The 12,014-nt window shown below is 58.6% G+C and carries 9 protein-coding genes and 2 pseudogenes; 6 read left to right on the top strand and 5 right to left on the bottom strand.

The genetic code is table 11. From position 1 onward, the window contains the following. The first annotated feature begins 155 nt into the window (after nt 1-155). Entirely contained in the window at nt 156-1,175 is a 1,020-nt protein-coding gene (locus G5S42_RS08790) for an IS110 family RNA-guided transposase (RefSeq protein ID WP_176110445.1), read from the top strand. A gap of 535 nt (nt 1,176-1,710) precedes the next feature. Here the strand turns inward: G5S42_RS08790 and G5S42_RS08785 are convergent. The 4 genes and pseudogenes from G5S42_RS08785 to G5S42_RS08770 all read right to left on the bottom strand — a co-directional run. Next, nucleotides 1,711-2,916: an ABC transporter substrate-binding protein gene (locus G5S42_RS08785; protein WP_446686555.1), complete on the bottom strand. Its 1,206-nt coding sequence runs from the start codon at nt 2,914-2,916 to the stop codon at nt 1,711-1,713. Nucleotides 2,917-3,464: 548 nt separating this feature from the next. Beyond that, the gene (locus G5S42_RS08780) at nt 3,465-5,171 is read right to left on the bottom strand and encodes a 3-(methylthio)propionyl-CoA ligase (protein WP_176106394.1); all 1,707 of its coding nucleotides are present in this window, start codon (nt 5,169-5,171) and stop codon (nt 3,465-3,467) included. A 300-nt stretch (nt 5,172-5,471) separates the two neighbouring features. After that, nucleotides 5,472-5,954 (bottom strand): YybH family protein, encoded by a 483-nt coding sequence (locus tag G5S42_RS08775; protein ID WP_246391882.1) that lies wholly within the window; start codon nt 5,952-5,954, stop codon nt 5,472-5,474. A gap of 251 nt (nt 5,955-6,205) precedes the next feature. Next, a pseudogene (locus G5S42_RS08770) lies at nt 6,206-6,403 on the bottom strand (IS30 family transposase); the annotation flags it as partial. A 474-nt stretch (nt 6,404-6,877) separates the two neighbouring features. On the opposite strand from G5S42_RS08770, the gene G5S42_RS08765 reads away from it, so the two are divergent. The 5 genes and pseudogenes from G5S42_RS08765 to G5S42_RS08745 form a co-directional block, all read left to right on the top strand. After that, nucleotides 6,878-8,686: a cytochrome P450 gene (locus G5S42_RS08765; RefSeq protein WP_176106393.1), complete on the top strand. Its 1,809-nt coding sequence runs from the start codon at nt 6,878-6,880 to the stop codon at nt 8,684-8,686. A 414-nt stretch (nt 8,687-9,100) separates the two neighbouring features. Beyond that, entirely contained in the window at nt 9,101-9,352 is a 252-nt protein-coding gene (locus G5S42_RS08760; RefSeq protein ID WP_176106392.1) for a YkvA family protein, read from the top strand. A 525-nt stretch (nt 9,353-9,877) separates the two neighbouring features. Beyond that, complete coding sequence (locus G5S42_RS08755; protein ID WP_176106391.1) at nt 9,878-10,039, top strand: hypothetical protein; 162 nt, start codon at nt 9,878-9,880, stop codon at nt 10,037-10,039. A 9-nt stretch (nt 10,040-10,048) separates the two neighbouring features. Beyond that, on the top strand, nt 10,049-10,966 hold the full coding sequence (locus G5S42_RS08750) for a hypothetical protein (RefSeq protein ID WP_176106390.1): 918 nt from the start codon (nt 10,049-10,051) through the stop codon (nt 10,964-10,966). 204 nt (nt 10,967-11,170) lie between these two features. Continuing rightward, nucleotides 11,171-11,440: pseudogene (locus G5S42_RS08745) on the top strand (hypothetical protein); the annotation flags it as partial. 115 nt (nt 11,441-11,555) lie between these two features. Here the strand turns inward: G5S42_RS08745 and G5S42_RS08740 are convergent. Continuing rightward, nucleotides 11,556-12,008, bottom strand: coding sequence for a PPC domain-containing DNA-binding protein (locus G5S42_RS08740; RefSeq protein WP_176106389.1), 453 nt, complete (start codon nt 12,006-12,008; stop codon nt 11,556-11,558). Nucleotides 12,009-12,014: the final 6 nt, after the last annotated feature.

The raw sequence follows: 12,014 nt of genomic DNA, 5'->3' as shown, positions 1-12,014 counted from the left end.
CATCGCTGACTTAGCGATGGGTGAGGAGAATGAAATGAACGCGTCCCACCCCGTTACCGAGTGAGCAAAGGAAGGAGGATCCTCACGGGCCAACGGCATCGATGTACCCAAGGTGGAAAATGCGAAGTTTTCCAAGGCAACCGGAGGATCCAGTGATCAATGGTACGGCAGTCGGCGTCGATATCGCGAAGTCGGTGTTTCAGGTGCATTACGTCGATCAGGAAACCGGCGAGATCGTGAACAAGCCGGTCAAGCGGGCGAAGTTTCTCGAATTCTTTGCGAACCGTGCGCCGTGCGTGATCGGGATGGAAGCGTGCGGCGGAGCGCACCACTGGGCCCGGCAACTGACGAAGATGGGCCATCAGGTAAAGCTGATGGCGGCGGAGTTCGTGAAGGCGTTCAACATCAGGAATAAGAATGATGCGGCGGATGCCAGGGCGATCTGGATGGCTGCGCAACAACCCGGCAAGCCGGTGGCGGTGAAGACCGAGATGCAGCAGGCCATGCTGGCACTGCACCGGATGCGGCAGCAATTGATCAAGTTTCGCACGATGCAGAGCAACGGACTGAGAGGATTGCTGACGGAATACGGCGAAGTCATGAGCAAGAGTCGGGACAAGCTGGACAAGGAAATACCCACCGTGTTTGAGCGGATTGCTGCGCGTCTGCCTGCTTCATTGATCGATACATTTCGCGAACAGTGGAGCGGCTTGGCAAAGCTGGACGAGCAGATTGCAGAGATCGACCGGCGCATGCGCGAGTGGAAAAAGGAAGACAAGGCGGTGAAGGCGATCAGCGAGATTCCTGGAGTTGGATTGCTCACGGCAACCGCAGCCGTGGCGACGATGGGTGATGCGAAGGCATTCCGGTCTGGCCGCGAGTTTGCGGCATGGGCCGGTCTTGTACCGAAGCAGACCGGCTCCGACGGCAAGGTGAACCTGCACGGTATATCGAAGCGCGGCGATACCTATCTACGCACACTACTAATTCACGGCGCACTAGCAGTATTGACGCATGCGAAGGAGCCCGACCGGTGGGTCGAGCGGATGCAGAAGCGCAGGCCGAAGAATGTGGTGATCGTCGCGCTAGCCAACAAGATGGCGCGGACGATCTGGGCGGTGCTAGCCCATGACCGGCCGTACCAAAAGGGATATGTGAGCGCGAAACCTGTTTGAGCGAACCGCGCCATGTAGCAGTTCAACGTTTAACACAGGGATGAACGTCGAAAGGTTGCGCAGCAATCGAGTGTGATGACAAGCCAGGTAGGACCGGGACTCACGAAACCTGAATATCATCGAGAGCCTTGAGCTCGCTAGGAGAATGAGGCGTGGGTCAGCGGATTTCATAGGGGGCCGCGACGGCAGTATCGTCTGCAACAAGCCCGGATATAGAGATGCAGCCCATCCTTGTCTGTCTGAAACTCACGAAAGCTGTTGCAAACGGGACGCGTTCATATAGAGAGATATGGGCAGAATCGAAGCGAAGTTAGCGAAAATGGGATTGGCGCTACCACAGCCGCTACAAATTCCGGCGAATGTACGTATGCGTTGCCATTTGAATGGGTGCGTGTCAGAGGAAAAAAAGCATTTGTCTCGGGTCACGTGCCGCTGAACGCGGACGGGACCATTGCGCAACCGGTCGGCAAGGTTGGCGCAGAGGTTTCGCCGGACGAAGGCTTACCGAGCACGAGACCGACCCGCGCCAACGGCTTCATTTCCATAACGCGCAGCGAGACTCAGCTTTACTGCCGAACGCCTGTTCACCAGGAATCGTTTCGATGATCTTGCAGTAGTCCCACGGCTGCTCCGATTCGTCCGGCGTCTTCACCTCCATCAGATACATATTGTGAATCATGCTGCCATCTTCCCGGATATATCCTTGCGCATACACGTCGTCGATCTTTTGTTTCTTTAGCTGCGACATGACCGCGGCTGGTTCGGTCGAGCCGACAGTCCGCACTGCCTTCAGATAGGTCATCGTTGCGGAATAGTCGGCGGCCTGCAGGCTCGACGGCATCTTGTTCATTTTCGCGAAATAGCGCTGCGACCACTTGCGTGTTTGTGCATTCTTGTTCCAATACCAACTATCCGTCAGCACGAGATGTTGCGCCGTCGCGAGACCCAGACTGTTGATATCGTTGATGAAGATAAGCAGCGCGGCCAGCGTCATCGTTTTCGTTACGCCGAACTGGTTCGCGGCCTTGATTGCATTGACGGCGTCGCCGCCAGCGTTCGCGAGTCCAAGGACCTGTGCTTTCGATTGTTGTGCCTGAAGAAGGAACGAAGAAAAGTCCGACGCGGAGAGCGGATGATGAACAGATCCCAGCACTTGGCCGCCATTCGCCTTCACGACATCAGAGGCGTTCTTCTCAAGCGCCTTGCCGAACGCATAGTCGGCGGTTAGGAAATACCATGTTTTTCCGCCTCTTTTAAGCACTGATGAAGCGGTTCCCTTTGCAAGGGCCATCGTGTCGTACGCATAGTGGACCGTATAAGGCGTGCATTGCTCATTGGTCAGCGTATCTGCGCCGGCTCCTACGTTGATGTAGGGAATCTTCTTTTCTCCGGCAATCTGATTGGTGGAAAGCGCGGTTGCAGAATTCGTCCCGCCGATAATCACATTGACACTCTCGCGGTCGATCCATTCCCGCGCGACCGATGCTGCTATATCGGCCTTGTTCTGATGGTCCGCATAGAGCACCTTGATCGGCTTGCCGTTGACCTGGCCTCCGAAATCCGCAATGGCCATTCGAATTGCCTCGAGGCCGCCCTGCCCATCACCTTCGGAATACAGTCCGGAAAAATCCGTGATGAATGCGATGGTCACTGCATCGCCAGTTGCGCGCGCGTCGCTGTACATCACCATTGCGCTGACAGTCGTCGCGACCCCCAGCAGGCGAAGCATAGGTGATCTCATGTACATCGCTACCTCCACGTACTTCCACGTGCCTCTACCTGCGCGCGGTTTCTGCTTCTCGTCCCGCGCCCGCGAAGAAAAGCATCTGAACGAGATTCGAAGCCCGTCGAACCTGCACATCGCGGCTATATTCGATGCTAGTCCGGACTGCGCAAAATGCCAGGTAAAGATGCGATGTAGTGAATATTCGACCGCTCGCGCAAACATGCGATGAAACGCGGCGACGGCCGCGCCGAATGTGCGGCGGTGATGAGGAAATGGTAGCGTACGCCTGCTTCTGTGCCGGCCGGAAGCTCGCCTCCGACAGCCGACGGCTGCAAGATTGTCCGTCGGACGTGGGCGCCCACGAGTCTGGCAGGGCTGAGTCGTGTGTCGCTCTCACGACGGGCTGAGCGCCTGCACTGAGCATTCAATCTTTGCTGGCGTCTTGTTTGCTGCTGATAGCGGCCGTGCATGTCGCTGTCTGTCTGTGGCGGGTTGGGGTCACCCACGGCCGGCTGCACCAAATGGCGGTGCGGTGGCGGTCCCTTTGACAGCCTCCTTTTCGATTATTCCGCCGCAGGTTTTGACCCGGCGCCTTCCATTGCGCGCTCGTCGGCAAGGGGACAGGGCTCAACTTCGAGCGCCGACGCCAGCAGGTGGTCGCTGAACTGCTCGCGCAGCTTCAGTTTGTGCAGCTTTCCAACGGCCGTATGCGGCAATTCGGTGACGAAGATAACGTCATCGGGCATCCACCACTTCGCGACCTTGCCCTCGTAGAACGCGAGCAGTTCGTCGCGCGTGACCTCCGCGTCCTTGCGTTTGACGACGACGAGCAGCGGCCGCTGCAGCCACTTCGGATGGGCGCAGGCGATGCAGGCTGCCTCTGCGACGCCCGGATGCGCGATCGCGATGTTCTCGATTTCGATCGAACTGATCCACTCGCCTCCCGACTTGATCACATCCTTGCTGCGGTCGGTGATCCGCATAAAACCGTCCCCGTCGATCGTGGCCACGTCGCCGGTCGGAAACCAGCCGTCGACGAGCGGCGAGTCATCCTTCTGGAAATACCGCTTGATCACCCACGGACCGCGCGTGTGCAGTTCGCCGAACGCGATGCCGTCCCACGGCAGGTCGCGCCCATCGTCGCCGACGATCTTCATGTCCACGCCGTAGATCACGTGCCCCTGCTTTTCGCGCAGCCTGCGCTGCTCTTCCGGCGGCCGCTGTGATTGTTCCCAGTTGAGTTTTGCGAGCGTGCCGAGCGGTGACATCTCGGTCATGCCCCATCCGTGAATGGCTTCGACGCCGTATTCCTCGAAGGTGCGCAGCATCGCCGGCGGGCACGCGGACCCGCCGATCACCGCGCGTTGCAGTGACGACAACCGCACGCCCGCTTCCTTCATGTAGTTGAGCAGGCCAAGCCAGACGGTTGGCACGCCGGCGGAATACGTGACGCGCTCCGCCTGCATCAGCTCGAAAAGGGATTTACCGTCGAGATCTTTGCCCGGAAGGACGAGTTTCGCGCCCGTGAGCGGCGCGGCATGCGGAATGCCCCATGCGTTCGCATGAAACATCGGCACGACAGGCAACGCCGAGTCGTGCGCCGATAGACACATCGCATCCGGCAGCGCACCGGCGTACGCGTGCAGCACCGTGGAGCGATGCGAATACAGCGCGCCCTTTGGATTGCCCGTCGTGCCCGAGGTGTAACAAAGGTACGATGCCTGGCGCTCGTCGAGGAGCGGCCAGTCGAATGCGCCGTCGTGCGGCTTGAGAAACGTCTCATAGCTGATGAGCGGTATGGGCGTCTGCACCGCAGGTAGATGCGCGTCGTCGGCAAGCGCGATCCACCCACACACCTTGGGACAGAGGGGCGCAAGGTATTCAATCAGCTGCGAGAACGTCGTATCGAACAGCACGTAGCTGTCATCGGCGTCGTTGATGATCCATGCGATCTGCTCGGGGAAGAGCCGGGGGTTGATGGTATGACACACAGCCCCGAAGCCCGTCGTGCCGTAATAGGCTTCCAGATGGCGGTAACCGTTCCATGCCAGCGTGCCGATCCGTTCGCCCGGCTGCACATCCAGCGCGATAAGCGCCTGCGCCAGTTGCTTCGCGCGCTTTTCGCAGTCGCGATACGTGTAGCGATGTACGTCGCCTTCGATGCGCTTTGACACGATCTCGGTAGTGCCGAAGTGCCGTGACGCATGGGCCAGCAGTGAGGAAACCGTCAGCGGCACGTCCATCATCTGTCCGAGCAGCGGTGTCGTCATAGCCGAGTCTCCCTGCTATTGCCGCGAGCCCGGAATCGCGTAAGAGTGCTAGAAATATCGGACACGGCACCCGCCCGGTAGCCAAGCCTTCCGGTTATTCAACATAGTTGAGGCCTGCGAGTGTTGCAAATAGATAAGATGGATATTGCTAATGTCTCGCGTCTGTAGCACCCGCAATCCGCACGCTGAGACTAGCCATGCGCATGTCAGACGGTAGCCGGCCCAATAGTTGCCGCTCAGGTAGCTTAGAAAGCAGCCATTCGAATGCCTCGTCTACTTCCTGAACGTGCGAGATGCCCTTCACTTGTTCTCTTCCGCATTCCACGTGTGCGCGATCGTGCGCCACTTGCCGTCCGTGCTCCTCGTCATCACCTTTAGCAATACGCCTTTGTATTGCGGCTTCTTGCCATCCTTCTCCTGCACCGCAGTCCAGTCGGCCGTTTCGTACATCACGTTGCCGACCTGGCTCGCGCGCACCACGTCGATCGCGTAATCGTGAACGCCGGCATCGAAGTGGCTCTTGAAGAGCTTCTCTATTTCGTCGCGCCCTTGAACGATCTTGCCGTTACCCCGCGATACGATCGCCTTTTCGTCGTATAGCGCGGCGAGCCCGTGAGCGTCGCCTTTGTTCCATGTTGCATTCGCATCCGTGACGAGCTTGTTCTGGGCAAGCGCGGGATGCATAGTGAAGAGCGCTGGCAGCGCAAAAAGTCCGCATGTGCCGAAGTGCTTCAAGGTGTTGTTAATCGCTTGCCTCCAGTAGTGAACGTCGGCGAGCGGCATGAGTGCTCGTTGTGCGGCACTCACGTTCACGCTTAACTCACTTCGGCCTCTCGCAGGTGCGTGGAGTATATGGATGGGCGTGTCGTAATCAATTAACGGAGATCATTGCTAATGCTATTGACCAAACGTTAGCAAACCGGATTGACCCGTAACTGCAATAAGCTACGCCGGTGAACTCGTCACGCTCATAGGGAATGTTTCTGTTTCAGGCGGTCCGCTGACTCACTGCTCACGCGGTCGATAGTGTTACATCGACCGGTTGAATCCGCAGTTACATATTGGCGCAGCCGTCCATTAGTCGACAGCTTCGCTGGCTTTGGTCGTTTGGCGAACCGTGCCGCCTTCCACTGCGCGACCGAAGCACGATACGCGAGGCACCCACCACGTGTCGCCGCATTGCGCGTGAGCTCTCGTGAAACGGTTGTTGGACTGCGTCCGATACTTTCAGCGTCGTCTGGCCGGCGACAAGGGAGCAATCGGGTGGGCAAATATGTGGCCAGAGCACAAGCTGATCAAATGGCGGTGTCCCCTTTCGCACGCTGGTGCCACCACACTCCGTCAAAGCACCGCAACAAGGGGCTGTGGGCGGAGTTCCAGGATCTGTCGGTGACAGCTTTAGAAGGGCGGCGTGAAACTAGAAAGTTCACTTGGCTGGTAGCATGGGACAGCTATCATGCAGTCACAGAGCGCATCCTGGTGCGCTCGAAGATTCACACGCGATGCCGGTGCAGGGGTTCATGCAGTTAAGGCCGTCCGCCGAACTTCTGGCGCTCGCGGTTGCTGCCATACTCCTCCCGCGTCGCGGTCCCGCACCTTTCTGGCAGCTGGTTCGACCCTTCCCGAGCGGGACCGCGACAAAGCCAAACGGTCTTTCGCGCCCTCCTGCCCGTGATGAGGGCGCTTCATTGGGAACGAGCGCGAACATGAGTTCAACTCTTCAGATCGTAAAGCCGGCCCCGGAAGATTCGGTAGTCGTCGCACGGACGAAAGACCTGGAGGACGAAAACGTCCAGGCGGCTCACCTCGACGGAATTGATCTGGTTGTTATCAGGCACGCCCAAGGCGTCTGCATTTACCAGGGCCGATGTCCGCACGAGGGTACCCTGTTGTCAGAGGGCGCATTAAAGGACGACGTACTTACTTGCAGGGGGCACGGTTGGCAATTCGCCTGTCTATCGGGACAGAGGCGCGGTATCAGCACTTCAGATCTGAAGCGATTCGAAGCAATTATCGAAAACGGGGAAATAAAGGTTGATCGAAATGAAGTGCTTGCATGGAAGGCGCAACAATCCTCCTGCGCGGCTGCTGTCGAGCAGGCCGCCCGCCCATCACCGGTTCGTAGCGTTAAGCAGCTTCCGGGACCGAAGGGTGTTCCGCTCCTTGGCAACCTTCTGGACTTCAGGACCCGCCAGTTGCATTTGCTGCTCGAGAACTGGTGTAGAGAGTTCGGCAGCATGTACACCTACACGCTAATGGGTCGGAGATTCGTTGCGATTGCAGATCCGGTTCTCGTCAATCAGGTCCTCCACGACCGGCCGGGCACCTATCGCCGCTGGGACGTAATCCAGCGCGTCGCGCATGAAATTGGTGTTGATGGCGTGTTTTCGGCAGAGGGCGATACCTGGAGGAGACAGCGACAACTCGTCGTCAAGGCACTTGACCCGGTCCACCTTCGCGCATTCTTTCCCTCGATGCGCATGATGACCTCGCGGCTACTTAGTCGATGGGAGACAGTCGCGCGTAATCGTCAATCCGTAAACATTCGCCAGGAGCTCATGCGCTACACAGTGGACGTGGCGACGAATCTTGCGTTCGGCTATGACATGGACACCCTCCAGAGTGATGGCGAAATCATCCAGCAGCACCTCGCAGTGATGTTTCCAATGATTCAGCGACGGATAATTGCCCCGTTCCCCTATTGGCACTACTTCAAACTGGCACCGGACAGGCAACTTGACCGGGCTCTGGTGGCCGTGCGGGCTCTGACACAGGTTCTCATCACACGCAATCGCGCCCGATTGATGCAAGACGCGATCACTGACGCGCTTCCTTCGAACCTCCTTGAGGCGTTGCTCACGGCGCAAGAGGAAGGAGAGGCACCGCTAACGGACGAAGAAGTGATGGCAAATGTTTTCACGATACTGCTGGCCGGCGAGGACACGACCGCCAATACGATCGCCTGGATCGCGTATCACATGTGCACTCACCCCGAAGTCCAGAACAAAATGCAAGCTGAGGTCGATTCTGTCATCGGGGAGGGCGCAATACTCGAAGACGCGGATGCACTTGATGATCTCGTGTATCTTGACGCGGTAACCAAAGAGACCATGCGTCTGAAGCCGGTTTCCCCGGTTACCAGTTTCGAGCCGAATTTCGATGTCCAGTTAAATGGCATCGCAATTCCCAAGGGTACGGTGCTGACGCTCTTGACGCGACAGCCCGCGCTGCAACCAGGTAGCGTTTCCCCAATGCGAACATTTGACCCTGACCGTTGGCTCGGCGCGTCCGGTGCGACGAGCAGCCATCAGGTAGGTTTCGTTCCATTCGGCTCAGGACCCCGGTTGTGTCCGGGTCGCAAGCTCGCCCTGATGGAAGTTAAATCGGCGCTCGCAATGATGTGCCGCAATTTCAACATATCCCAGGCAACTGACCGAACCGCCGCTGTGGACGAGATATTTGAGTTCACGATGTTCCCGGAAGGCCTCTTTGTGAGGCTGGAACAACGTCACTGACTGGCCTCAGGCAAACAGCGTTGATCCGGGACAGCGAACTCAACCTCACGACGCCAGATCTTGCAGGTCGGGTCCGCTCCGATCAGTGATTCATTGTCGCGAACTGAACGATCAGTACCCCGCTCGACGTCCCTCACCCCCCGAACGAAGTGGAAGGTGAGATTATCCAGGCATCGAAATCGAACCGCACGTCGATCCGGCGAACCTCGGTGCTTCCACTGCTGATTTCAGTCTCGCTTATGTCGCGGTTTCCACGTTCCTGGCTTCTGAGCGCCGGCAGCTCGCCAACAATCAAAAGAAAAGGGGCCGAATTTGGTTGACTTGTATCGGCCATCACCGACCAAGTATCCAGGGGTAGGATGTGATCTGTGAGAAACGGCCGTCTAAGGAAATGAAGGGCGCGGAGCTGTCGGAATGAAAAAAATCGCATTTTTATGGAAGGTGGTCAGGGACGATTTGCGCGTGCTCTTATATGCGCTGCGGCAACCCGACCGTCCAAGATGGCTGATGCCCGCGACCGCTCTGGTGGCTCTGTACGCGGTCGATCCTTTCAATGTTGCTGTTCCATTCGTCGGGATTGTGGACGACGGTGTGCTAGTTCCGCTGGCATTGCATTTGATGGTCCGTTGTCTGCCAATCCAGTTGCGACGGCTACGCCGCCTATGATGAAATCAACATGATGCAGCGTTCACGTCACGCCGCATGAATCAAGGCGCAGGACCCGAGTTGATTACACAGGACCGCACTGTAAAGGTGAGTGACGGCTATTAGGGAAACTGAGGGTCTCTTGTCGGTCGGTTTCGGCCGATCCCGTCGGGCGGCAGCCGGCCATGACCGGTCGGCCGCGTCTGATCGGCCAATGTCCGTTCATGGTGGCGAATGAGCCAAACGATGTCGCTGATTGCACTCGCCACGCGCTTGACGGCAGGATGGATCGATTCCAGAGCCGGCTCCCATCAGCGACTGCATGATTGACTGTTGTCGTTGTCACGCCGCCGCTAACCATCACGGCAACTCGCCCTACGCTCGCGGAAAGAAAGTCGAAACGGATGCCATATCAACCGGCGTCTCATGCGCCGTCACGCTTAAGTCACGCGCCCATGTTTCCATCTATTTCGGTTTGTTACCGGCCGCCTCGGAAACGACGGTGCCCCGACTTTCCCGACTGCATACCTGCCTCAGGAGATGAGCATGCGAAGCATTCACCCCCTTTACGCAACAAGCCGCATTTTCGGCCGCACCGCGCTAGTGTTCACCGCATTCTGCTTCGCGGCTGGTGCCGCCGACGCGCAGACCTCGGCGAAGCCGCTCGTCACTCCGGGTTTTAGCATGGCCGTGTTCGCGACGGGTTGAGGCGGGCTGATGAGCGCACCTGACTCACTGGCCGTGCTTGATGATCACGTTTGGGTCGGCTATGCAAACAACGGCGCACCGGATGGCTCGAATGGCGCAATGAGCGTGATTGTCGAATACACGCTGGACGGCAGCGTCGTGAAAACGTATCAAGTCGCGGGACACAACGATGGCCTGAAGGTCAATCCGTACACGCGCGAGATCTGGGCGATGCAGAACGAGGATGCGAATCCGAACCTCGTCATCATCAATCCCGCGACCGGCCAGGCCTCCAAGCCGTATTCCTTCGCCAAAACGCTGCACGGTGGCGGCTATGACGACATCGTGTTCAAGGACGGCCAGGCCTACTTCAGTGCGTCCAATCCCACCCTTAACGCTAGTGGCAAGAATACGGGGCCCGCGATTGTTCGCGTTGTGCACCTTGACGCAAACAGCTACAGGATCGACGTCACGCCGGTTATGAGCGGCTCGCTCGACGCCAGGAACATTCCGTTTGGCACGGTGGCGACCCTCAACCTGACCGATCCGGATTCAATGACGCTAACGCCGTCGGGCGATGTACTGCTCGATGATCAAGGAGATGGCCAGCTTGTCCTATTACGCACGTCGGGCGATGAACCGCGCGTGCAATATCTGCCACTTCTCGGCAACGTGCAGGTTGACGACACGGTATTCGCCACTGCGCGACGGGGCTACCTGCTGGTGTCCGATACGAAAGCCAACATGGTGTACAAGATCAGCGCCAATGTCTGGCAGCGTGACGCAGCTTTCTCCGCCTCGACGGGAGTGGCCGCTACGGGTAGCACGCCGGCAGTGCCGGCTTATGTTGGCCAACTCGATCTGCGGAGCGGAGCGCTTCTACCGCTGGTCACCAATTTGGCCAATCCGCACGGCATGGTCTTTGTACCGACAGGCGACCAGCAATAACGGCCGCGCATTGATTGCCGGGTGACGTGATCGCCGTGTGCGGTTTCGCTGCGATCACGTTGGCCGGTACGTTGCCGTACCGGCGACGACGCAACTCTGGCGTGGCCGCCTTCGTCTGCTCCTGGTAGTCGATCGGCCTTTCACTATCGATGATTGAATGTCCCTTCAGGGCCCGATCAGCGACACTCGCATGCTTCAACGATCGCGCTGGTTGGCCCGATGGCGGTCGGCGAAACGAAACCGTGGTCGGTCAAGCACACGTTGCCGATCGAAAACGGTCACGGCCAGGTGCGCGTGACGCGCGCGGTCAATTCGGCGCTCGCGCTGTGCAAAGACTTCGTGTTCTCGGTGCAGGACGGCGACGGCCCGAACGCGCCCGAGAGGTGGTTCACGGCGAGCGCGTGCCAGCAGGACAAGGGCTGGAAGTGGGCGACGGCCGAGCCGGCGGTCGCCCGCTGGGGCAATTTGCAATAAAGAAGCGGCGAATGTTGCTCGCCGCTTCCTCCCTCCGTCTCCTTCGCACTAAAACATCGCGGTCGTAGACACCCCTTCGACGGCCCCTATGGCGATTCTATTCGTGCCATAGCGATCAACCTGTATCCAGCGCGATCAAGGCGATCCCGCCGAGCTCGCTGTGGGACGTTCGACGCAGGTGGGCCGGTGCCTCGACCAGCATGACCTCGAGCGTCGGACGCACGTGCAGTTCCTGAATGTGGCCGCCGACGGTGCGGCCGCCTTTTAGTCCAAGGAGTCCGTGCAGATGCAGCGATGGCCGGCCATCGTCTCCCTTGGCGACATCGCCCAGGATGGAGATCACCTCGCACTGCTCGTCCACGGAGATCGGCTCATAGGTCTTTGTTTCCCAGTTGAGCCATGCCACGACGCCGCACTGCAGCGCGCCTATCGCACTGACCCGGGCGCCTTCGATCCCATTGTCGCCAGCGAAAGCCTTGAGGCCGCCGACGGCTTCCTCCCCCGTATCGAAGACGACCACGTAGGTGCGGCCACCCTGGGCGTCGGTCTCCAGCAGCTTCGATTTCATGTTGGC

The sequence above is a fragment of the Paraburkholderia youngii genome (genome assembly GCF_013366925.1).
Classification (GTDB): Bacteria; Pseudomonadota; Gammaproteobacteria; order Burkholderiales; family Burkholderiaceae; genus Paraburkholderia; species Paraburkholderia youngii.
This window is presented reverse-complemented; position numbering and strand designations above follow the sequence as displayed.